The sequence below is a fragment of the Streptomyces sp. CA-181903 genome (genome assembly GCF_050937075.1).
In the GTDB taxonomy this organism is placed as follows: Bacteria; Actinomycetota; Actinomycetes; order Streptomycetales; family Streptomycetaceae; genus Streptomyces.
Window position 1 is genome coordinate 396,686 of sequence record NZ_JBNJLY010000001.1, and the last position, 21,367, is coordinate 418,052.

Below are 21,367 nucleotides of genomic sequence, written 5' to 3' on the forward strand. Positions count from 1 at the left end.
GAGAGACGGAGCACGGCATGCGCATCCTCGGTATCAACGCCCTCTTCCACGACCCGGCCGCGGCGCTGGTCGCCGACGGGCGGATCGTCGCCGCCGCCGAGGAGGAGCGGTTCTCCCGGCGCAAGCACGGCAAGCGGCCGGTGCCGTTCGCGGCCTGGGAGCTGCCGGTGCTCTCCGCCCGGTGGTGCCTGGAGTACGCCGGGCTCGACCCCGGCGACCTGGACGCCGTCGCCTACTCCTACGATCCGGCGCTCGCCCTGCCCGCCGCCGAGATGGGGCTCGACGACCCGTGGGACCACCTGCGGCAGACCTACGCCCGCGAGGCGCCGGCCTTCCTCGCCGACGCCCTGCCGGGCCTGGACCCCGCGCGCGTCCGCTTCGTCGCCCACCACGTGGCGCACGCCGCGTCCGCCGGCCTCGCGGCCCCGCACGCCGACAGCGCGGTCCTCGTCCTGGACGGGCGCGGGGAGTGCGCGTCGCACCTGGCCGGCCGCTACACCGGCGGCGACCTGGAGGTGCTGGCCACCCAGCGGCTGCCGCAGTCCCTGGGCCTGGTCTACGAGGAACTCACCGCGCACCTGGGCTTCCTGCGCAGCAGCGACGAGTACAAGGTGATGGCCCTCGCGGCGTACGGGAAGCCGCGCTTCCTGGCCGAGGTGCGGACGTACCTGCACGCCACGGAGGACGGCGGGTTCCGGGCGAGCGCGGTGCCGTGGGCGGCGCTCACCGAGCCGCGCGCCCCCGGCCAGGAGTGGACGCAGGACCACGCCGACCTCGCCGCCAGCACCCAGCAGTGCCTGGAGGAACTCCTGTTGGACCTGGCCCGCTGGCTGCACGGCCGGACCGGCGCGGAGTCGCTGGCCATGGCCGGCGGGGTGGCCCTCAACTGCGTCGCCAACTCCCGTATCGCCGTGGAGGGTCCGTTCCGCCGGGTGTGGGTGCAGCCCGCCGCCGGCGACGCGGGCACGGCCCTGGGCGCCGCGCTCCAGCTCGCCGCGGACGGCGGCGCCCCCACCGCGCCGATGGACGGCGCCGACCTGGGCCGCGGCTGGTCCGACGAGGAGCTGCGCGGGTGGCTGGAACGGGCCCGGGTGCCGTACGAGCGGCCGCCGGACATCGCGGCGGCGGTGGCCGAGACGCTGGCCGCGGACGGGATCGTCGCCTGGTTCCAGGGCCGGAGCGAGTACGGGCCCCGGGCGCTCGGCCACCGGTCGCTGATGGCCCACCCCGGCCGGGCGGAGAACCTGGAGCGGCTCAACCACGTCAAGGGGCGCGAGGAGTTCCGGCCGGTCGCGCCGATGGTCCTCGCCGACCGGGCGGCCGAGATCTTCGAAGGGCCGCTGCCCAGTCCGTACATGCTGTTCGTGCACGGCGTGGCCCGGCCGTGGCGGGACCGGATCCCGGCGGTCGTGCACGTGGACGGCACGGCCCGGATCCAGACCGTGGAGCCGCGTCGGGAACCGCTGGTGGCCCGGATGCTCGCCGAGTTCGAACGCCGCACCGGGCTGCCCGTCGTCGTCAACACCAGCCTGAACACGGCCGGCCGGCCGATGGTCGACGACCCGCGCGACGCGCTGGAGTGCTTCGGCTCGGCGCCCGTGGACCTGCTGGCCATCGGCCCGTACGCGGTCCGGCGCGGCGGCGCGTACGCCGGAGGGAGGACCTCGGCATGAACTCCTCTCCCGGAACGACCGGTTCCTTCGGCTACGCGGTGGTGATCCCCACCGTCGGGCGGCCCTGCCTCGCCGACTGCCTCGACGCGCTGGCGTCGTCGGCGGGCCCCGAGCCCCGCGAGGTGGTCGTCGTCGACGACCGTCGCGGCCCCGGCACGCCCGGCCGCCGCTGCCGCTGGCGGCCCTGGGGACGCTGCGGCCCCGCGCGTCGGTGCTGAACGCCGGCGGCCGGGGGCCCGCCGCGGCCCGCAACGCCGGCTGGCGGGCGGTCGACAGTCCCTGGGTGGTCTTCCTCGACGACGACGTCCGGGTGGGGCCCGCCTGGCGCGACGACCTGGCCGGCGACCTGCTGCGGGCCGGCCCCGACGTGGCCGGCGTCCAGGGCGTCATCGAGGTGCCGCTGCCGTCCGGGCGGCGCCCCACCGACTGGGAGCGCAACACCGCCGGACTGGCGGACGCCCGGTGGGCCACGGCCGACATGGCGTACCGCACCGCCGCCCTGAAGGCGGTGGGCGGCTTCGACGAGCGCTTCCCGCGCGCCTTCCGCGAGGACGCCGACCTGGCGCTGCGCGTCCTGGCGACCGGCAGGCGGCTGGAGCGCGGCACCCGGACCACCCGGCACCCGGTGCGCCCGGCCGGCCCCTGGGTCTCGGTGCGCGCCCAGGCGGGCAACGCCGACGACGCGCTGATGCTGCGGCTGCACGGCTCCGACTGGTGGCGGCGGGCCGGGGCGCCGCGCGGGCGGCTGCGCGGGCACGTGCTGGTGACCGCGGCCGGGACGCTGGCGGCGGCCCTGGCGATCTCCGGTCACCCGGGCGCGGGCGCGGCGGCGGCCGCCGGCTGGGCGCTGGGCACGGCCGAGTTCGCCTGGGCCCGGATCGCGCCGGGTCCCCGCACCGCGCCCGAGGTGGCGGCGATGCTCGCGACCAGCGCGGTCATCCCGCCGCTGGCGGTCTGCCACCGGCTGCGCGGCACCTGGCGGCACCGGGGCGTCCGGCCGGTACGGCCGGCGGCGCGCGGCCCGCGCGTCGTCCCCGTGGCGGTACGGACCGCCCCGCGCAAGGGGGTGCGGCCATGACGGCCCGCCGGCTCCCGGCCGCCGTGCTGTTCGACCGGGACGGCACGCTGGTCCGCGACGTGCCCTACAACGGCGACCCGGCGCGGGTGGTCCCCGCCCCCGGCGCCCGGCAGGCCGTGTCCCTGCTGCGGCGGCTGGGCGTGCCGCTCGGGGTGGTCAGCAACCAGTCGGGCGTGGCGCGCGGCCTGTTGACGCCGGCCCAGGTCGACCGGGTGAACGCGCGCGTGGAGCGGCTGCTCGGCCGGTTCGACGCATGGGCGGTCTGCCCGCACGGCCCGCACGACGGCTGCCCCTGCCGCAAGCCCGCCCCGGGCCTGGTCCTGGCGGCCGCCCGCACGCTGGGCGTCGACCCCGAGGACTGCGTCGTCATCGGCGACATCGGCAGCGACATGGACGCGGCGGCGGCGGCCGGCGCGGCGGGCGTCCTCGTCCCGACGCGGGCGACGCGCCTGGAGGAGGTGGCGCGGGCCGGGTGCTGGGCGCCGGACCTGCCGTCGGCGGTACGGATCGCGCTCGCGCGCCACGCGGGCGGCGGCACGACCGCCGCCGAAGTCCCGGTGGCCTCCCCCGCCACCACCGGCGCCCCGGGCCCCGCCCGCACGGCGTCCGGCAGCGGCATCCCGCCCGGGGCGGGGGCCCGGGGCACGGGCGGCGGTGCCGACGGCACGGGCGGAAGCGGGGCCGGCCGCGTCCGGGCCGTCCGCAGGGCGCTGCCGGCCACGGTGGGCGGTGAACGGCGCCGCGCCGCGAACGTTCACGAGCCGTCCGGGGCCCCGCTCCGCCGGGGCCCCCACCCGGCCGCGAGGGGCGCGGCCGGCGCCGTCGCGCCCCGGCCGGCCGGCGGGTCGGCCGGCTCGGGCGGGCGGGCCCCGGATCCGTGCGACGACGGCGTCCGCGCCGTCCGGCGGCCGGGCCCCGGAGCGGGGGCGGCTCCGCCGGTCCCGGAAGCGGGACGACCCGCCCGTGCGGACGCCCCCGTTCCGGACCCGGCGGAAGGGGGCCGGCCGTGAAAGCGCTCGTGGCCCGTCTCGACAGTTTCGGGGACGTCCTGCTCGCCGGCCCCGCCGTGCGGGCCGTCGCCGCGGGGGCCGCCCGGACCACGCTGCTGTGCGGGCCGCGCGGCGCGCCCGCCGCGCGGATGCTGCCCGGCGTGGACGACGTGGTGGTGTGGGACGCGCCGTGGGTGGGGTTCGAACCGCCGGCCGTGGAGCGGGCGGACGTCGGGGCGTTCGTCGGGCGGATCGCCGCGGACCCGCCGGACGTCGCCCTGATCCTCACCTCGTTCCACCAGAGCCCGCTGCCCCTGGCCCTGCTGCTGCGGCTCGCCGGGGTGGAGCGCATCGCGGCGGACTCCGTCGACTATCCGGGCGCCCTCCTGGACGTACGGCACCGGCGGGGGCCGCGCCGGCACGAGGCGGCCGCCGCGCTGGACCTCGCCGAGGCGGCCGGCTTCCGGCTGCCGGAGGGGGACGACGGGCGGCTCGCCGTCCGGGAACCGCCGGGCCCGCTCCCGGAGTTGGGCGACGCGTCCGGCTACGTCGTCGTGCATCCCGGCGCGGCCGTGCCCGCCCGCCGCTGGAGCGGCGACCGGTGCGCGGCGGCGGTCCGGGCGCTGGCCAGGGCCGGCTACCGGGTGGTGGTCACCGGCGGCCCCGGGGAGCGCGAGCTGACCGCGGCCGTCGCCGGCGGCGTGGCCCTCGACCTGGGCGGGCGGACCGGGCCCGCCGAGCTGGCCGGGGTGCTGGCGCGGGCCGCCGCCGTCGTGGTGGGCAACACCGGCCCGGCGCACCTGGCGGCGGCCGTGGGCACGCCGGTGGTGTGCCTGTTCGCCCCCGTGGTGCCGGCCGAGCGCTGGGCCCCGTACGGGGTGCCGCACGTGCTGCTCGGGGACGAGCGGGCGCCCTGCGCGGGCAGCAGGGCCCGGGAGTGCCCGGTGCCCGGCCACCCGTGCCTGAACGGGGTGTCCCCCGAGGACGTGCTGGCCGCCGTGGAGAAGCTGACCGGGCGCACGCCCGGCCTGGAGCCCGGCCCCGCCCCGGCGGGCCGGCCCGAACGGACGGAGCGAACGCCATGAGGATCCTGCTGTGGCACGTGCACGGCTCGTGGACGACGGCGTTCGTCCAGGGCCCGCACACCTACCTGGTGCCGGTGACGCCGGACCGCGGCCCGGACGGGCTGGGCCGGGCGGCCACCTTCGACTGGCCGGAGTCGGTCGTCGAGGTGCCCCCGGAGGAGCTTCGGGACACCGACGTCGATCTGCTGGTCCTGCAACGCCCGCACGAGATCGGGCTGGCCCGCGAATGGCTGGGCCGCCGCCCGGGCGTCGAGGTGCCCACGGTCTACCTGGAGCACAACGCGCCGGGCGGGCCGGTCCCGGACACCCGGCATCCGGCCGCCGACCGCCCTGAGCTGACGATCGTCCACGTCACGCACTTCAACCGGCTGATGTGGGACTGCGGGACGACGCCCACCGCCGTGATCGAGCACGGCATCGTCGACCCCGGCCCGCTGTGGACGGGCCGGCTGGAGCGGGCCGCCGTGGTCGTCAACGAGCCGCTGCGGCGCGGCCGGACGACCGGCACGGACCTGCTCCCGTACTTCTCGGAGGCCGCGCCGCTGGACGTGTTCGGCATGGGCACGGAGGGGATCGCCGGGCGGCTGGGCGTCTTGGAGGACCGCTGCCGGGGCCGGGAGCTCGTCCAGAGCGCCCTGCACCCCGCCCTGGCCGAGCGCCGGGTGTACCTGCACCCGGTGCGCTGGACCTCGCTGGGCCTGTCCCTGCTGGAGGCGATGCACCTCGGCATGCCGGTGGTGGCGCTGGCCACCACGGAGGCGTGCGAGGCGGTGCCGCCGGGCGCGGGGGTGCTGTCCAACCGGTTGGACGTGCTGCACGACGCCGTCCGCGGCTTCGTCGCCGAACCGGAGCTGGCCCGCGAGACGGGCCGCGCGGCCCGGAAGGCGGCCCTGGCCCGGTACGGGCTGCCCCGGTTCCTGGACGACTGGGACCGGTTGATCAAGGAGGTGACGCGATGAGGATCGCCATGGTGTCCGAGCACGCGAGCCCGCTCGCCGCGCTCGGCGGCCCCGACGCGGGGGGCCAGAACGTCTATGTGGCGCGGCTGGCGGACCTGCTCGCCGAGCGCGGCCACGAGGTGACCGTCTACACGCGGCGGGAGGACGCGACGTCGCCGGACCGGGTGCCGCTGCCGTCCGGTGCGGTGGTGGAACACGTCCGCGCCGGTCCCGACCGGTATGTGCCCAAGGACCGGCTGCTGGCCCATATGCCGCACTTCGGCGGGCACTTGGCGCGGGCGTGGCGGCACGACCGGCCGGACGTGGTGCACGCCCACTTCTGGATGTCCGGCCTGGTGGCGCTGATGGGCACGCACGGGCTGGGGGTGCCCGTCGTCCAGACGTACCACGCGCTGGGCACCGTGAAGCGGCGGCACCAGGGGAAGGCGGACACCAGCCCGCCGGAGCGGCTGGAGGTGGAGCGGACCATCGGCGCGTCCTGCGCGCGGGTCCTGGCCACCTGTTCCGACGAGGTGGACGAGCTGGAGCTGATGGGCGTCGCCCGGGACCGCTGCTCGGTGGTGCCGTGCGGGGTGGACACCGAGCACTTCTCGGCCCGCGGCCGGGTCGCCCTGGCCCCGGCTCGCCGGGCCCGGCACCGGCTGCTGGTGGTCGGCCGGCTCGTCCCCCGCAAGGGCGTCGACCTGGCCCTGAAGGCGCTCCAGCGCATACCCGACGCCGAGTTGGTGGTGGCCGGCGGGCCGCCCGTCGACGGGCTGCTGAAGGATCCGGAGGCGGTACGGCTGCTGGGCCTGGCCCGCCGGCTGCGGGTGGCCGACCGGTTCGTGCCGCTCGGCTGCGTACCGCACGAGGACATGCCCGCGCTGATCCGCGGTGCCGACGTGGTGCTGTGCACCCCGGTGTACGAGCCGTTCGGCATCGTGCCGCTGGAGGCGATGGCCTGCGGCGTCCCGGTGGTGGCCACGGACGTGGGCGGCCACCGCGACACGGTCGCGCACGGCGAGACCGGGCTGCTGGTCCCGGCCGGGAAGCACGTCGAACTGGCCGACGCCGTCACCAGTTTGCTCGCCGATCCGGAGCGGATCGCGGCGTACGGCCGCGAGGGGCGGGCCCGGGCGGTGGCCCGGTACGCCTGGGAGACGGTCGCGGAAGGCGTCGAGCAGGTCTACGAGCGGGTCACGGGACGGGTCGCGGAACCGGCCCCCGTCTCCCCCGTCGCCACGGGAGGTGTGCGATGACCGTCACCCGTACCGTACGGCCGCCGGACACCGCCGGCGGCGACCACTGCGGCCGGCTGCTGACGGCCCTGGAGCTGTTCCGCGCGGAGCAGGCGGCCGTCGCCGAGCGCTGGGGCCGGCGGCTGGCCGGGGTGCTGTCCGCGGGCGGCCGGCTGCTGGCCGCCGGCAACGGCGGCAGCGCCGCCCAGGCGCAGCACCTGACGGCCGAGCTGGTCGGCCGCTACCGCGACGACCGGCCGCCGTTCTCGGCCATCGCGCTGCACGCCGACACCTCCAGTTGCACGGCGATCGTCAACGACTACGGCCCGGACGAGCTGTTCGCCCGCCAGGTGCGGGCGCACGCGCGCCCCGGCGACGTCCTGGTCCTGCTGTCGACGAGCGGCGCCAGCCCCAACCTGCTGGCCGCCGCGGCGGCGGGCCGGGCCTCCGCCGTGGAGGTGTGGTCGCTGACCGGCCCGGCCCCCAACCCGCTGGCGGAGGCCGGCCACGACCGGCTGTGCGTGACGGCCGGGACGACGGCGAACGTCCAGGAACTGCACCTGGTCGCGGTGCACTTGCTGTGCGCGTCGTTCGACGCGGCGCTCGCCGCGGGCCCGTGAATCCTCGTCAGGGAACGACAGTTGGGAGCCCCCATGACGCCCCGGACCCCCCTGCTGGTCGTCGGCGACGCGCTGCTCGACCGCGACCTGGCCGGCACCGCGGACCGGCTCGCGCCGGACGCGCCCGTCCCGGTGCTGGACGACTGCGAGGAGCGGCTGCGGCCGGGCGGCGCCGCGCTGGCCGCCTACCTGGCGGCGCGGGCGGGCCGGCCCGTCATGTTGGTGACGCCCCTGGGCGCCGACCCGGCGGCCCGCCAGGTGCGCGAACTCCTCGAACCCTGGCTCCGGTTGATCCCGCTGCCCTCGGACGGGCCGCTGCCGGAGAAGACCCGGGTGCTGGCGGGCGGGCGGCCCGTCGTCCGGCTCGACCGGGGCGCCGGGCGCGCGGCCGGCGTCACCGAACAGGCGCTGGAGGCCGTCGCGGAGGCCCGCGCGATCCTCGTCGCCGACTACGCCCGGGGCACCGCCGACGTCCTCCGCGACGCGCTCGCCGCCCGGGCCCCGCACACCGCCCTGGTCTGGGACCCGCACCCGCGCGGCCGGCCACCGGTGCGCGGGGCGCGGCTGGTGACGCCGACCGGCGAGGAGGCGCGCCGGTTTGCTTCGGACACGGCCGACACCGACGGCGACGCGCTGGGCGCGGTCGCCCGCACGGCGGCCGAACTGGTGCGCCGCTGGCACGCGGTGAGCGTCGCGGTCACCCTCGGCGGGCGCGGCGCGCTGCTCTCGCAGGGCGACAGCCCGCTGCTGGTGCCGACCGCCGCCCGGCACAGCGGCGACGCGTGCGGCGCCGGCGACTGCTTCGCCGCGACGGCCGCGGGCCTGCTCGGCGACGGCGCCCTGCCCGCCGAGGCCGTCCAGGAGGCCGTGGCGGCGGCCACCCGCTACGTGGCGGAGGGCGGCCCGCGCGCGGTGTCCGGCGGCCCCAGCCCGGCCCCGCCCTTCGCCGGCGGCACGGACACCGACGCGCTGCGCCTGGCCCGCCGGGTCCGCGCGGCGGGCGGCACGGTCGTGGCCGCGGGCGGCTGCTTCGACCTGCTGCACGCCGGCCACGTCAGCCTCCTGCAACAGGCCCGGGGCATCGGCGACTGCCTGATCGTCTGCCTCAACTCGGACGCCTCCGTCCGCCGCCGCAAGGGCGCCGGCCGCCCGATCAATCCCCTGCACGACCGCGTCAGAGTGCTCCGCGCCCTCCAGTGCGTCGACGCGGTGGCCGTCTTCGACGAGGACACCCCCGAGGCCCTCCTCGCCGAACTCCGCCCGCACATCTGGGTCAAGGGCGGCGACTACGCCGTCGAACAACTCCCGGAGGCCCCCCAACTCGCCTCCTGGGGCGGCCAGGCCGTCCTCCTCCCCTACCTCGACGGCCGCTCCAGCACACTGCTGGCGACGCGGGCGGCTTCCTGCGCGGAGCGCGGTGGCCTCCGGCGGCCGGCGAACGGGACGGACCGTCCGCCGGCCGGCGGTGCCGTGCGCGCGGCCACGGCCGGAGGCGCGGCGCGGGCCGGGAGCCCCCGGCCGCACCGGTGGGCGCGGGGCCGGCCACGGACACGGTGGCGGTGGGAGGCCCGGATGCCCGGCGTGCCGACGCGGCTTCGGCCCGCGGCGGCCGGGGTGGAGCCGCGACCGGGGGCCCGGAACCCGGCACCGGCCGGTCGCCGGCAGGAGGCACACCGAACGGGCGCGCCGGTACGGGACCGCACACGAGCGCAGCGGCGGTACGGAGCCCGGATGCCGGCCCCGCCACGGCTCGCGGCGCGCGGAGCGGCACCGCGAACGCCGGGCCGGAACCGGGCACCGGCACGACACCGGCACCAAGCCGGCGACCGGAGAGCGGCGCCGGCGCGGACGCGGCGGGCAGAGCGGGGGCAGGCCCGCTGCCGGAAGCGGCGGGGCGGGGACCGGCGGCGTACGCGGTACCAGGAGTGGGCCGGCCGCCGGTGGGCTACGCGGCACGACGTTCGGCCGCACCGGCGGGGAAGACGCTGCGCGTGCGGCGGGACGTGCCGAAGGTGGCCCGGTCGTCGACCCTCCGGGGGGCCGGCACGGTGCTCGTGGCGGTGCCTCTCGGCGTACGGGACCCACGCGGGACGAGCGACGGTGAGCGCGAGGCCGGCCGGGGGCTCCGGCTCGCGGGTGGACCCCGGCTCGCGGGTGGTACGGCCGTCCCGCGCCGCCGCGTCGCCGGACCGCCCCCGGCTGCTGGTGCTGCGCGCCCTGGGGCTCGGCGATCTGCTCGCCGGTGTGCCGGCGTTGCGGGCGCTGCGCCGGGCGCATCCGGGGCATGAGATCGTGCTCGCCGCGCCGGCGGACCTCGCGCCCGTCGCCGCCGCCACGGGCGCCGTCGACCGGCTGCTCCCGGCGTCCGCGCCCGGCAGGGCCGTGCCGAGCGCCCTGGCCTGGACGGGCCGCCCGCCGGAGGTGGCCGTCGACCTGCACGGCAACGGCCCCCCGAGCCACCGGCTGCTTTCCGCGCTGCGGCCGGGACGGCTGCTGGCGTTCGCCCACCCGGGCACCCCCGACATCGACGGGCCGCCCTGGCGGGCGGACGAGCACGAGCGCGAGCGCTGGTGCCGGCTGCTGCGCTCCTACGGCGTCCCGGCCGACGCCGCCGACCTGGCCCTGTCGCGTCCGGAAGCCCCCTCCCCGGCCCCGGAGCGGTGATCGTGCACCCGGGCGCGGCGTCGCCCGCCCGCCGCTGGCCGCCGGAGCGGTACGCGGCGGTGGTGCGCGCGCTCGCCGCGGCGGGCCACGACGTGGTGGTCACGGGCGGGCCGGGCGAGGAGGAGCTCGTACGGCAGGTGGCCGCGGAAGGTGGACGTCCGCTGGCCGGCGGGTTGCCGTTCGCCGCGCTGTCGGCGCTCGTCGCGGGCGCGGCGGCGGTCGTCAGCGGGGACACGGGCATCGCCCATCTGGCCGTGGCCCACGCCGCGTCGAGCGTCACCCTCTTCGGTCCGGTCTCCCCCGCGCTCTGGGGCCCGCCGCCCTGCCCGCGCCACCGGGTGCTGTGGCACCCGGGCCCGCCGGGCGACCCGCACGGCCGCGTACCGGACCCGCTGCTGCTGCGGATCGGGGTGGACGAGGTGCTGGAAGCGGTGGGGTCGGCGACGGGCCGGGAGGGCGGCGGCGGATCCGGGGCACACGTCCCGCGTGGCCCCCGCCCCCACCACGCGGCACCCTGAAGACGAAGACGACAGCCACCGGAACGCCGTGGGGGACGACACGACAGGAAGGCGAACCGCCATGACCGGTACCAACCCCGATCCGGACCCGGCCCGCACGCCCGGTCTGGAGCCCGGCGGCGGCGTACCGCCGGGCGAGACGCCGCCCGGCGAGGACAGCACGGGCGGCGCGGGCCCCGGGAGACCTACAACCCGACGCGGGGCTGGGCGAAGGGGCCGCTCGTCGCGATCGGCATCCTCGTCCTGGTCTTCGTGGTGACGATGATCGTCTGGGCCGCGCTGGTGTGAGGCGCCCTCCGGGAGGAGGGGCCCTGTTTCCGGTGGTTCTCCGGGTCCCTGGACAGGGGCCCACGGCCGGCGGCCCCGCGCCTCCACGGATGGGGACCCGCCGCCCCCGGGACCGGGATCCGTACGGCGGCCGGGCCCGCGCCCGGCTGCGCTCAGGCCGCCGTCTGGAAGGCCGGTTCGGCGACCGGCGCCATCGCCGGGCGGACGGCCGGCACGCTCCGCCGGCGGCGGAACAGCATGCCCGCGCCGATGACGGCCGTGATGACCGCACCACCGATCACGAGCGCGCCGCGCTCGCCCGCGCCCTGGACGAGGAGGCCCAGCAGCGGCGGGCCGGCGAGGCCCCAGGCGGTGCTCACGCTGCGCCAGACGCCGAGGACGCGGCCGCGCATGTGCGGCGGCGGGTCGGTCTGGAGGACGGTCGTGGTGGCCGTGTCCGAGACGGACTCGACGATCGCCATCGGCACCACCATCACCAGCAGCATCATCAGCATCGGGCTCACGCCCGCCGCCATCTGGAGCACCGCCCCCGCCGCGGCGAGCAGCGCGACCAGCCGCACGGTCGGCTTCCGCAGCCGGCCGGCCACCACGGCACCCACGATGCCGCCGACGGCGAGCAGCGCGGAGACCAGCCCGTAGGCGCCGGCGCCGCCGTGCAGCGGCCCGGTGACGAGGGTGGCGAGGGTGAGCTGGTAGTTGCGGCCGAGGACGGCGCTGACGGCGGCGATCACCGCGAGGGCGACCAGCGTGCGCCGGCTGAGGAAGAACGCCAGGCCACCGCGCCCGCCCCCGGCCGCCGCGGCGGCGGCCGGCGCGGCCTCGTCCGCCGCGCGGGCGTCCGGGTGCAGCTTGAGGAACGGGATGACCGCGGTCACGAACAGGAACGACACGCCGTTGAGCGCGTAGGCGCCCGCCGTGCCGATGGTGGCGATGCCGACGGCCGCGAGGGCGGTACCGGCGAGCCGGCCGACGCTGTGCACGACCGAGCCCAGCGCGATGGCCGAGGGCACGTCCTTCTCCGGGACGAGGTCGTTGCCGAGCAGCGAGGTCGCCGGACCGTCGACGGTGGCGATCAGGCCGGTCACGGCGGCGAGGACCATCAGGACGGGCACGGTGAGCATGCCGCAGCCCACCAGCACGGCGGTGGTGAAGGCCACGGCGGCCAGCAGCGCCTGGCTGACGGCGGCGGTGAGCTTGCGCGGCAGCCGGTCCACGACGGCGCCGCCGAGCAGGCCGAACAGCAGGCCGGGCGCGGCCTGGACGGAGAGCGAGAGGCCGGTCGCGGCGGCGGAGCCGGTCAGCTGGAGGACGAGCAGGTTCTGCACGGTCAGCTGCATCCAGGTGCCGAGGTTCGACACCAGGTTGGCGGCCGACCACCAGCGCATGCTGCGGCTGCGCAGACAGCGCCAGGGCGACCGGTCGCCCTGGCCGCCGGCCGGACGGCGGGTGAGCAGGGCGCGGACCGGGCGCACGCGCGTGGCGGCATCGGTCGTGAGGGCTGCGGGCTGGGCGGGCGTGGGGCGCAAGGGTCCGTCCGTGGGTAGGCGAGCGGGTCGGGCGGGCCGGCACGTTCGGGCCCCACGTGTCCGCGCGCCGCGATGGTCGCGTGCGGATCGGTCGTCCGGGCGTCGAAAGCCCCGCCGCGGTGCGCGGCGGGGGCCGGGGGACGCCGTGGACGGGCTCGCGTGGTGGGCGGCGCTCCTGGCGTCCCGGACATCGTCACAAGCGGTTCCCCGCCGGGAGAAGCGCGGGAGGTGTGCGGTGGGTCACCACGGGCGAAGCCGCAGGTGGGAGGCGTGATCGGGGGCCAGTGGGCCCGGTCACAGGGGTGGGGTGCCCCGGTCCCGCCCTTTCTCCCCCAGCTACCGCTGGGAGGTGCCCCCAGTTTCCTGGGGCTGCGCCCCAGACCCCGCTTGTCGCGGCTTCGCCGCTCGTCCTCAAACTCCCCAGAGGGGGCACCCCCAACGGGCTGACTAGTCAGCCCGTTGGGGGTGCCCCCTCTGGGGGAGATTGAGGACAACCGCGCGGAGCGCGGTTTCAGGGGTGCGGGGGCTCGCCCCCGCAAGAAACGGCGAAATGGGGGTGCCCCCTCTGGGGGAGGGACCGGGGCACCCTCACCACCGGCCCCCGCGGCGCCACCGCTCACGGCCCGGTCCGCTGGTTGTAGCGGCGGGCGGCCCGGTCGTTGAGGGCGGTGAGGCGGGCGACCGCGGCGGAGCCGAGGCGGCGGGCGGCCTGTCGGCCGGGTACGTCGTGGGCGGGTCCGGGTCCGCCGCGCGGCAGCAGCCGGGCGCCGAGGGTGAGGGCGCGGGTGGTGGTGGCGGGGGCCAGGCCGTGCAGCCGGACGGCGGCCTTGGCGACGGGGGTGAGCACCAGCTCGGGGCGGCGGCGTTCGGCGGCGCGGACGATGGCGCGGGCGGCCCGCTCGGCGTCCATGGACAGCAGGGGCAGCCCGGAGGAGACGGCGAACCAGGCGTATTCGCGGGTGGGTTGGCCGCTGAAGCGGGCGGCCGTGTGCGATCCGGTGCGCATCAGGCCGGGCAGGACGGTGGTGACGCTGATGCCGTCGGCGGCGAGTTCGGCCCGCAGGCCCTGGGAGAGGCCGGTGAGGGCGAACTTGGCGCCGACGTAGGGCAGGAGGTGGGGCGCGGCGATCCGGCCGCCGAGCGAGGCGATGGTGACGACGCGCCCGCCGCCGCGTTCGCGCATCTCGGGCAGGGCGGTCAGGACGAGCCGCAGCGGCGCGAAGTACATGGTCTCCATGGCGTCGCGGAAGTCGGTCTCCGTCATCGCGGACACCGGCCCCACCTGGATGGTGCCGGCGTTGTTGACGAGGATGTCGATGCCGCCGAACGCGGCGGTCGTGGCGTCGACGAGCCGCCGGGCGGCCGAGGGGCCGGTGACGTCGCAGGCGGGGGCGCGGACTTCGGCGCCTTCGGCGCGCAGCATGCGTTCGGCCCGGCCCAGTTCCTCGCCGTCGCGGGCGCAGACGAGCACCTTGCAGCCGCGGCGGGCGAGTTCGCGGGCGATGAGCAGGCCCAGTCCCCGGGAGGCGCCGGTCACCAGCGCGGCGCGGCCCGCCAGGCGGTCGTGGGACGGATGCGTCATAAACCCTCCTTGGCGGTCACTCGCCGACGGCCTGCTGCATCCGGACCCGTACGAACTGCAGCAGGTCGGAGCCGGTGAGCGCGGTGAGCGCGGCGGCGGCCAGCCGGGTGGGCCGGGGGCGAAGACCAGCCCGGCCGCCAGCCCGCTGACGATCCACATGCCGGTGCAGAACGGGCAGGTCAGCAGCTCGCCGACGACCTTGCGGGCGCCGTGGCCGCGCACCTCCTCCTGGACCTCGCCGGGGCCGCCGGCGCCGCGGAAGCGGGCGAACGGAACCCGTAGCGGGCTGGTCACGGAGTCCTTGGTGATCAGCCGGGACAGCCGGTGGGTGGCGCCCGCGCACAGCAGCACGTCCCACGGCCCGGGCTCGGGCACCCGGCGGCCGGCGAGCCGGGCGGCGCCGGCCAGGGCGGCGATGCCCGCGACGTACACGCCCATGGCTCCGGCGTACGCGCCGACGGGGTGGTCCTCGCCTCCGTAGGCGTCCCGTTCCTCGTCGGCGGCCCGCCGCAGGCGGTTCTCGGCGTCCTCGGGGCTCGGCATGCTGCCTCCAGCTGTGCGCGTCGGTCGGTCGGTTCGGGTCCGTGCCGCGCCCCGCCCACCGTGCCACGGGGTGGCGGTGCGCGCACGTCGGCCGGGGACGGCCGTTTCCCGGGTGGGGCCGTGGGTACGCTCCCCGGCCTCGTCCCGCCAGGAAGGGTTCTCGCCATGGGCTCGCGCAAACCCCCTCTCCGCCCGGTCGTCTGGCTCCCGCCGCGCCGCCTCCGGCGTCCGGTCCCCGGCGCGGCGCCGGCCGGACTGCCCCCGGTGCGGCGGCTGCCGCTGGGCGCCTCCGGCCCGGAGGACGTCCGGTGGGACGCCGCCTCGGGCCGGCTGCTGACCGGGGTGGCGGACGGGCGGATCCTGTCCGTGGACCCGGCGGGCGGCGGTCCGCCCCGGACGCTCGCGGCCACCGGTGGCCGCCCGCTGGGCCTGTGGCCGCTCCCCGACGGGCGGCTGCTGGTGTGCGACGCCGAACGGGGGCTGCTGCGCCTCGACCCGGCGTCCGGCCGTACCGAGACGCTGCTGGGGGCGGGCGGCGATCCGCTGTGGGTGTGCAGCAACGCGGTCGTCGCGCCGGGCGGTGCCGTGTACGTCAGCGACGCCTCCGCCCGGTTCCCGCTGGAGCACTGGATGGGGGACCTGCTGGAACACTCCGGCACGGGGCGGCTGCTGCGGTACGAGCCCGGGTCCGCGCGCCCCGAAGTGCTGCTGGACGGGCTGCAGTTCGCCAATGGCGTGGCCGTGACGGGCGACGGCTCGTCCGTCGTGGTCGCCGAGTCGGGGGCGTACCGGCTGACGCGCCTGTGGCTGACGGGCCCGCGGGCGGGCCGCCGCGAGGTGTTCGCCGACGCCCTCCCCGGTTTTCCCGACAACCTCTCCACCGGCCCGGACGGCCTCGTCTGGGTGGCCCTGGCGGGCCCGCGCGAGCCCCTGCTCGACCTGCTGCACCGGTCGCCGCCGGTCTTCCGGCGGGCCGTCTGGGCGCTGCCGTCCGCACTGCTGTCGCGGCCCCGGCCGGTCACCCGGCTGCTGGCGCTGGACGCGGCCGGCCGGGTGGTCCGGGACCTGCGCCGGCCGTCGCGCGGCTTCCGCATGGTGACCAGCGTGTGCGCCCACGCCGGGCGGCTGTACCTGGGGAGCCTGGTGGAGTCGGCGGTGGGGGTCGTGGAACTGCCGTGACCTTTCGGGGCTCAGCGGCCGAGGGCCCGCTTCAGTTCGTCCTTGTTCATCTGCGACCGTCCTTCGACGTTCTTCTTCTTGGCCTCTTCGTACAGCTGGTCCCTGGTCGGGCCCTTGGCTCCGGAGTGCGACCGCTGACCGCCCCGCTTGGCGGACGACATGTCCTGGAGGGAGGTGCGACTGGCCGTCTCGGACTCGCCGGCGCGGGCGCGTTCCTTGTTGACCGTGCGGCTGGCGATCTCCTTGGCGCGCTTCTCGCTCGCGCCGCGCGATTCCGCGCTGTCCTTGATGTGCTCGTACTGCCGCTCGCGCTTGGGGCTGGATCCTGCGGGCATGGTGCTGCTCCTTCACTCGCTGCGCTCGTTCCCCCTGGACGCGCCTGCCCTCACCGTGACACGCCATGCGGGCCGCCGCCGGGGGAACGGGACCGATCGGGGGCGGCACGGCCGGCCACCCGGCGGCGGGCGGCGGATCGCCGGGCGTCGGGCGTCACTTGCGGGCGCGGTAGCGGAACAGCGCCCAGCAGGGCAGGGCGAACCAGCAGAACACGAACCACACGACGAGCCCGGCGACCACCCACGGCACCGCCGGGCCGCGCAGGGCGACCCGCAGGATGAGCAGCAGTGCCGAGGCCACCGTGGCCAGCAGGAGCATCAGGCCGACGACGGTCAGCCGGGACACCCACACCACCGTCTCGGGCTTCAGCCGCCGCCCGGTGACGATCCGGTGGAAGGAGACGGGCCCGACCAGGGCGCCGGTGGTGGCGGCCCCGAGAACCACCGTGACGACGTAGATGGTGCGGTCGGTGGGGGCCAGGGTGGTGAAGCGCGGGGTGAAGGCGACGGTCAGCAGGAAGCCGAAGAGGATCTGCACACCGGTCTGGGCGACCCGAACCTCCTGGAGGAGTTCGGTCCAGCGCCGGTCGGCGCGTTCCTCCTGCGTCTCGTGCCGCCCCTTGTCCTCGCGTCCCGTCTCTCCCTCCCTGGTCCGCGCGCGGTCGTCGCGTTCTCGGGGCGTGGGCATGGGGCGTCCTCCTCTGGCCGGGGCGGGTACCCCCGCGCACACCCGGCCATGCACGCCCCGGGGCGGCGCCGGGGCCCCCGCCGGCGGGGGCGGGCTCCCGGCCGCCGGAATCCGGGGGCGGACGACCAGGACAAAACGGATCAGGCGGAGGACACTGGAGATGCACAGGCCGTCCCCATGGCGGGTGGGCGACCGACAGGAGGTGATCACTGTGGTGCCGCTGCTCCTGGTACTGATCCTCGCGATCGTTCTCTTCGGCGCGGGTTTCGCGGTGAAGATTTTGTGGTGGATCGCGCTGGCCGTGCTGGTCATCTGGCTGCTCGGCTTCCTCGTCCGCTCCGGCGGAGGCCGGTGGTACCGCTGGTAGCGCGGACCCGCGCCCGGTGAACCACCGGGCGCGGGTCACCGGCGAGGGGTGCCGGAGTCGTTCGACCGGCCACCGCCCGATCGGGCGCTCTCCCATTCGATCAGGCGTTCCCCGACCCGGTCCCGATCAGGCGCTCTCTCCCGGCCCCGATCAGGCGCTCTCCAGACGGCCGAAGGGGCTGTCGTCCAGCCCCTCCAGCAGGTCGGCGGGATCGCGGTAGACCGCGACCGCGCCGGCCTCCTTCAATTCGGCGCGCGCGATGCCGCCGGACAGCAGGGCGACGCAGTCCACTCCGGCCTTCCGTGCCGCGTGCACGTCCCAGACCGTGTCGCCGAGGAACAGCGCGCGGCCGGGCTCGGTCCCGGCCTGTTCCAGGGCCTGCCGTACGGGGTCGGGGGCGGGCTTGCTCGCCTTCACGTCGTCGGCGCTGGTCGCGGCGAGGATCGCGTCGTCCGCCCCGATCGCCTCCCGCAGCGCATCCAGTTCCGACCCCTGGGCCGAGGTGGCGAGGACGACGCGCCAGCCGCGCCCGGCGAGGGTCCGTACCAGTTCCTGTGCCCCCTCGACGACCGGCAGGCGTTCGAACCAGGTGGCGTAGAGGGTCTTGTGCGCGGCGCTGAGGGTTTCGTCGGCGTCGCGGTCGCGGTCCTCGCCCAGCAGCCGGTCGAGGAGCCGGCCGGAGCCCATGCCGATGGTGTGGTGGATGTCCGTCATCGGGACCCGGTGCCCGGCCTGGCGGAGCGCCTCGAACCAGCAGACGGTGTGCAGGTAGTTGGTGTCGACGAGGGTGCCGTCGACGTCGAGGAGGGCCGCGAGCGGCCGGCCGGTCACGCGGCGGCCCCGGGCTTGAGCAGGGTCTTGACCATGCCGTCCTCCTTGGCCTGGAACGTCCGGTAGGCGTTCGGTCCCTCCTCCAGCGGCAGGGTGTGGGTGGCGAACCCCTCGACGCCGAGCGGGTCGGCGTCGTCGAGCAGCGGCAGGATGTCGTCCACCCAGCGGCGGACGTTGGCCTGGCCCATGCGCAGCTGGATCTGCTTGTCGAACATCGTCATCATCGGCATCGGGTCGAGCATCCCGCCGTAGACGCCGGAGAGGGAGACGGTCCCGCCGCGGCGTACCGCCTCGATCGCCGTGTGCAGCGCCGTCAGCCGGTCGACCCCGGCCCGTTCCATCAGCTTCCGCGCCCACGCGTCCGGCAGCATGCCGACGAGCTGGTGGGCGGTCTTCCCCGCCGGCGCGCCGTGCGCCTCCATGCCGACGGCGTCGATGACGGCGTCGGTCCCGCGTCCCTGGGTGAGGTCCCGGATGGCGGTGACGACGTCGTCGCCGGGTTCGGTGTGGGCGCGCAGGTCGAGGACGGTGACGCCGCGGGCGGCGGCCCGGGCCAGCCGCTCGGGCACCAGGTCGACGCCGATGACCAGGCTCGCGCCGCGGTGCAGGGCGATGCGGGCGGCCATGTCGCCGATCGGTCCGAGGCCGAGCACCGTGACGGTGCCGCCGGGCGGGATCGCGGCGTACTCGACGGCCTGCCAGGCGGTGGGCAGGACGTCGGAGAGGTAGACGTACCGCTCGTCGGGCGGCCCGTGCGGAACCTTGACCGGCAGCGTGTTGCCGAACGGCACCCGCAGGAACTCGGCCTGCCCGCCGGGCACCTGGCCGTAGAGCTTGCTGTAGCCGAACAGGGCGGCGCCCATGCCGCGCTCGCGCACCTGGGTGGTCTCGCACTGCGACTGCAGTCCCTGGTCGCACATGTGGCAGGCGCCGCACGAGACGTTGAAGGGGACCACGACCCGGTCGCCGGGCGCGAGGGCGGTGACGTCCGGCCCGGTCTCCTCGACGACGCCCATCGCCTCGTGGCCGAGGATGTCGCCCGGGTCCAGGAACGGTCCGAGGACCTCGTAGAGGTGGAGGTCCGATCCGCAGATGCCGGTGGAGGTGACGCGGACGATGACGTCCGTGGGCTCCTCCAGCCGGGGGTCGGGGACCGTCTCCACCCGGACGTCCCGCTTTCCGTGCCAGGTCAGGGCCCGCATGCCGTCTCCCTCGTGCCGCTTTTCGTCGCTTCGCGCCTGTCGGCCCCGGCTCCGGGGGGGCCGGATTCCGGAACCGGGTTCCCCGGCGGCACGCGGCGAAACCGGGGCGCGGACGGGTCGGCCGAACGGACGAACCGCGAACGCGGGCCCGGGTAGGTCCGCCGCGCGGGGGAATCCGTTCCTCCATGGCGCACCCTTCCGGCCCCTCCGGCCCCTCCCGGCCCTCCGGCCCGCTCCTGCACGGCGAACCCGAGTCGTACTGGCTGTCCACCGCCCCCGCCTCCCCCGACTCCGCGTACCCCCCGCTCACCGGAATCGGGACCGACGTCGACGTGGCCGTGATCGGCGGCGGCGTCGCCGGACTCAGCGCCGCGTGGGAACTGGCCCGCGCCGGGCGGTCCGTGGCCCTCCTGGAGGCGGACCGGATCGCCGCCGGGGTGACGGGCCACACCACCGCCAAGGTCACCGCCCTGCACGGCCTGGTCTACGCCCGGCTGCGGCGCACCCGCGGCCCCGAGGGCGCGCGGCTGTACGCGCGGTCGCAGACGGAGGCGGTCGAGCGCGTCGCGGAGGTGGCGGCCCTGCTGGAGGCCGACTGCGAGCTGGAACGCCGGCCGGCCTTCACTTACGTCACCCGCCCGGAGGGCCGCGGCGACGTCCGCGAGGAGGTCAACGCGGCGGCGCAGGCCGGGCTCGACGCGACGTACGTGGAACGGACCGGCCTGCCCTACCGGGTCGAGGCGGCGGTACGCCTCGACGACCAGCTCCAGTTCCACCCGCGCAAATACCTGCTCGCCCTCGCGCGGGATCTGGTCGCGCACGGCGGTGCCATCCACGAGCACACCCGGGTCACCGGCCTGGACGAGGGCACGCCCTGCCGGGTGACGACCGCGGACGGCGCCGTGCTCACCGCCCGGGACGTGGTGGTCGCCACCCACTACCCGGTGTTCGACCGGGCCCTGCTGTTCGCCCGGCTGTCACCGCGCCGGGAACTGGTGGTCACCGGCACCGTGCCCGCCGACCAGGACCCGGGCGGGATGTACATCACCGAGGAGGGCGGCAAACGGTCCGTCCGCAGCGCCCCGCACGAGGACGGGCGGCGGCTGCTCATCGTCACCGGGGAGAGCTTCAAGCCCGGCACCGCCGACGTCGCCGCCCGCTTCGAGCGGCTGGCCGCCTGGGCCCGCGAGCGCTTTCCCTCGATCGCGTTCGACCGGCACTGGGCGACCCAGGACAACGACTCCACCGACACCGTCCCCCTGGTCGGCGCCTTCCACCCGCGCGCCCGCCACACCTGGGTCGCCACCGGCTTCGGCGGCTGGGGCATGAGCGGCGGCGTCATGGCCGGCCGGCTGCTCACCGAACTGATCGACGGCCGCCGCCCGCCGTGGGCCGACCTCTACGACCCGCGCCGGCTGTGGACCCAGGTCCGCGAGGCCCCCGCGTTCCTCCGGCACCAGGCCGAGGTCGCCCGGCACTTCGTCGGCGACCGGCTCCGGCCGGGCGGCGCGGACGCCGTCGCCGGCATCGCCCCCGGGACGGGCGAGGTGGTGCGGGTCAACGGGCGGCACTGCGCGGTGTACCGCGATGAGGACGGTACCGCGCACGCGGTGTCCGCCCGCTGTACGCATCTGGGCTGCCTGGTCGCTTTCAACGCGGCGGAGCGGGCGTGGGAATGCCCCTGCCACGGCTCGCGCTTCGCACCCGACGGCTCGGTGCTCCAGGGGCCGGCGGTACGGCCCCTGGAGCGGCGGGAGGTCGGGGGGTGAGGGTGCCCCGGACCCGCCCTTTCTCCCCCAGCTACCGCTGGGAGGTGCCCCCAGCTTCCTGGGGCTGCGCCCCAGACCCCCTTTTCGCGGCTTCGCCGCTCGTCCTCAAACTCCCCCAGAGGGGGGAGTTTGAGGACAGCGCGCGCAGCGCGCTTCAGGGGTACGGGGGCTTGCCCCGCAAGAAAAGGTGTAAGGGCGGGACCGGGGCCACCCCACCGTTTGCGCCCCCACGCAACGGTTACCCAGGGAGCGTG

Annotated in this window: 15 protein-coding genes and 4 pseudogenes; 13 read left to right on the top strand and 6 right to left on the bottom strand. The window is 77.1% G+C overall.

The window, feature by feature from the left end:
• Positions 1 to 17: 17 nt before the first annotated feature.
• The 10 genes and pseudogenes from ACQEVS_RS01735 (at position 18) to ACQEVS_RS01780 (ending at position 11,091) form a co-directional block, all read left to right on the top strand.
• On the top strand, positions 18 to 1,673 hold the full coding sequence (locus tag ACQEVS_RS01735) for a carbamoyltransferase family protein (protein WP_433014128.1): 1,656 nt from the start codon (positions 18 to 20) through the stop codon (positions 1,671 to 1,673).
• Positions 1,670 to 2,751, top strand: a pseudogene (locus ACQEVS_RS01740) (glycosyltransferase family 2 protein). The gene ACQEVS_RS01735 and the pseudogene ACQEVS_RS01740 overlap by 4 nt, the downstream one beginning before the upstream one ends.
• Entirely contained in the window at positions 2,748 to 3,761 is a 1,014-nt protein-coding gene (locus ACQEVS_RS01745) for a D-glycero-alpha-D-manno-heptose-1,7-bisphosphate 7-phosphatase (RefSeq protein ID WP_433014131.1), read from the top strand. The pseudogene ACQEVS_RS01740 and the gene ACQEVS_RS01745 overlap by 4 nt, the downstream one beginning before the upstream one ends.
• Positions 3,758 to 4,825 carry a glycosyltransferase family 9 protein gene (locus tag ACQEVS_RS01750; protein WP_433014134.1) on the top strand — a complete coding sequence of 356 codons (1,068 nt, stop codon included), beginning with the start codon at positions 3,758 to 3,760 and terminating at the stop codon, positions 4,823 to 4,825. The genes ACQEVS_RS01745 and ACQEVS_RS01750 overlap by 4 nt, the downstream gene beginning before the upstream one ends.
• Positions 4,822 to 5,784: a glycosyltransferase gene (locus ACQEVS_RS01755; RefSeq protein WP_433014137.1), complete on the top strand. Its 963-nt coding sequence runs from the start codon at positions 4,822 to 4,824 to the stop codon at positions 5,782 to 5,784. The genes ACQEVS_RS01750 and ACQEVS_RS01755 overlap by 4 nt, the downstream gene beginning before the upstream one ends.
• Complete coding sequence (locus tag ACQEVS_RS01760; RefSeq protein WP_433014140.1) at positions 5,781 to 7,022, top strand: glycosyltransferase; 1,242 nt, start codon at positions 5,781 to 5,783, stop codon at positions 7,020 to 7,022. The genes ACQEVS_RS01755 and ACQEVS_RS01760 overlap by 4 nt, the downstream gene beginning before the upstream one ends.
• A complete protein-coding gene (locus ACQEVS_RS01765) occupies positions 7,019 to 7,621 on the top strand; it encodes a D-sedoheptulose-7-phosphate isomerase (RefSeq protein ID WP_433014143.1) in 603 nt (200 codons plus the stop codon). The genes ACQEVS_RS01760 and ACQEVS_RS01765 overlap by 4 nt, the downstream gene beginning before the upstream one ends.
• 33 nt (positions 7,622 to 7,654) lie before the next feature.
• A pseudogene (gene rfaE2, locus ACQEVS_RS01770) lies at positions 7,655 to 9,031 on the top strand (D-glycero-beta-D-manno-heptose 1-phosphate adenylyltransferase); the annotation flags it as partial.
• A 744-nt stretch (positions 9,032 to 9,775) separates the two neighbouring features.
• A pseudogene (locus ACQEVS_RS01775) lies at positions 9,776 to 10,803 on the top strand (glycosyltransferase family 9 protein).
• A gap of 61 nt (positions 10,804 to 10,864) precedes the next feature.
• Positions 10,865 to 11,091, top strand: a pseudogene (locus ACQEVS_RS01780) (DUF6480 family protein).
• A 152-nt stretch (positions 11,092 to 11,243) separates the two neighbouring features.
• Here the strand turns inward: ACQEVS_RS01780 and ACQEVS_RS01785 are convergent.
• Together ACQEVS_RS01785 and ACQEVS_RS01790 are read right to left on the bottom strand one after the other, a co-directional pair.
• Positions 11,244 to 12,476, bottom strand: a complete 1,233-nt coding sequence (locus tag ACQEVS_RS01785) for an MFS transporter (protein WP_433027183.1) — start codon at positions 12,474 to 12,476, stop codon at positions 11,244 to 11,246.
• A gap of 757 nt (positions 12,477 to 13,233) precedes the next feature.
• The gene (locus tag ACQEVS_RS01790; protein ID WP_433014146.1) at positions 13,234 to 14,742 is read right to left on the bottom strand and encodes an SDR family NAD(P)-dependent oxidoreductase; all 1,509 of its coding nucleotides are present in this window, start codon (positions 14,740 to 14,742) and stop codon (positions 13,234 to 13,236) included.
• Positions 14,743 to 14,907: 165 nt separating this feature from the next.
• Here ACQEVS_RS01790 and ACQEVS_RS01795 point away from each other — a divergent pair, with 165 nt between their 5' ends.
• Positions 14,908 to 15,921: an SMP-30/gluconolactonase/LRE family protein gene (locus ACQEVS_RS01795; RefSeq protein ID WP_433027186.1), complete on the top strand. Its 1,014-nt coding sequence runs from the start codon at positions 14,908 to 14,910 to the stop codon at positions 15,919 to 15,921.
• A gap of 11 nt (positions 15,922 to 15,932) precedes the next feature.
• On the opposite strand, the gene ACQEVS_RS01800 is transcribed toward ACQEVS_RS01795, so the two are convergent.
• Positions 15,933 to 16,256 carry a plasmid stabilization protein gene (locus ACQEVS_RS01800; protein ID WP_433014149.1) on the bottom strand — a complete coding sequence of 108 codons (324 nt, stop codon included), beginning with the start codon at positions 16,254 to 16,256 and terminating at the stop codon, positions 15,933 to 15,935.
• A 154-nt stretch (positions 16,257 to 16,410) separates the two neighbouring features.
• Positions 16,411 to 16,944 carry a DUF6328 family protein gene (locus tag ACQEVS_RS01805; protein WP_433014152.1) on the bottom strand — a complete coding sequence of 178 codons (534 nt, stop codon included), beginning with the start codon at positions 16,942 to 16,944 and terminating at the stop codon, positions 16,411 to 16,413.
• 211 nt (positions 16,945 to 17,155) lie between these two features.
• Here ACQEVS_RS01805 and ACQEVS_RS01810 point away from each other — a divergent pair, with 211 nt between their 5' ends.
• Positions 17,156 to 17,311, top strand: coding sequence for a hydrophobic protein (locus ACQEVS_RS01810; protein ID WP_171165715.1), 156 nt, complete (start codon positions 17,156 to 17,158; stop codon positions 17,309 to 17,311).
• Positions 17,312 to 17,461: 150 nt separating this feature from the next.
• On the opposite strand, the gene ACQEVS_RS01815 is transcribed toward ACQEVS_RS01810, so the two are convergent.
• Positions 17,462 to 18,142 (bottom strand): HAD family hydrolase, encoded by a 681-nt coding sequence (locus ACQEVS_RS01815; protein ID WP_433014155.1) that lies wholly within the window; start codon positions 18,140 to 18,142, stop codon positions 17,462 to 17,464.
• Positions 18,139 to 19,344: a zinc-dependent alcohol dehydrogenase gene (locus ACQEVS_RS01820; protein ID WP_433014158.1), complete on the bottom strand. Its 1,206-nt coding sequence runs from the start codon at positions 19,342 to 19,344 to the stop codon at positions 18,139 to 18,141. The genes ACQEVS_RS01815 and ACQEVS_RS01820 overlap by 4 nt, the downstream gene beginning before the upstream one ends.
• A gap of 185 nt (positions 19,345 to 19,529) precedes the next feature.
• Here ACQEVS_RS01820 and ACQEVS_RS01825 point away from each other — a divergent pair, with 185 nt between their 5' ends.
• Positions 19,530 to 21,113, top strand: coding sequence for an FAD-dependent oxidoreductase (locus ACQEVS_RS01825; RefSeq protein WP_433014161.1), 1,584 nt, complete (start codon positions 19,530 to 19,532; stop codon positions 21,111 to 21,113).
• Positions 21,114 to 21,367: the final 254 nt, after the last annotated feature.

Coding starts and splice junctions, on each gene's coding strand:
- ACQEVS_RS01735 (WP_433014128.1), top strand. CDS start 18: ATGCGCATCCTCGGTATCAACGCCCTCTTCCACGACCCGGCCGCGGCG.
- ACQEVS_RS01745 (WP_433014131.1), top strand. CDS start 2,748: ATGACGGCCCGCCGGCTCCCGGCCGCCGTGCTGTTCGACCGGGACGGC.
- ACQEVS_RS01755 (WP_433014137.1), top strand. CDS start 4,822: ATGAGGATCCTGCTGTGGCACGTGCACGGCTCGTGGACGACGGCGTTC.
- ACQEVS_RS01760 (WP_433014140.1), top strand. CDS start 5,781: ATGAGGATCGCCATGGTGTCCGAGCACGCGAGCCCGCTCGCCGCGCTC.
- ACQEVS_RS01765 (WP_433014143.1), top strand. CDS start 7,019: ATGACCGTCACCCGTACCGTACGGCCGCCGGACACCGCCGGCGGCGAC.
- ACQEVS_RS01785 (WP_433027183.1), bottom strand. CDS start 12,476: ATGCGCTGGTGGTCGGCCGCCAACCTGGTGTCGAACCTCGGCACCTGG.
- ACQEVS_RS01790 (WP_433014146.1), bottom strand. CDS start 14,742: ATGCCGAGCCCCGAGGACGCCGAGAACCGCCTGCGGCGGGCCGCCGAC.
- ACQEVS_RS01795 (WP_433027186.1), top strand. CDS start 14,908: ATGGGCTCGCGCAAACCCCCTCTCCGCCCGGTCGTCTGGCTCCCGCCG.
- ACQEVS_RS01800 (WP_433014149.1), bottom strand. CDS start 16,256: ATGCCCGCAGGATCCAGCCCCAAGCGCGAGCGGCAGTACGAGCACATC.
- ACQEVS_RS01805 (WP_433014152.1), bottom strand. CDS start 16,944: ATGCCCACGCCCCGAGAACGCGACGACCGCGCGCGGACCAGGGAGGGA.
- ACQEVS_RS01820 (WP_433014158.1), bottom strand. CDS start 19,344: ATGCGGGCCCTGACCTGGCACGGAAAGCGGGACGTCCGGGTGGAGACG.
- ACQEVS_RS01825 (WP_433014161.1), top strand. CDS start 19,530: ATGGCGCACCCTTCCGGCCCCTCCGGCCCCTCCCGGCCCTCCGGCCCG.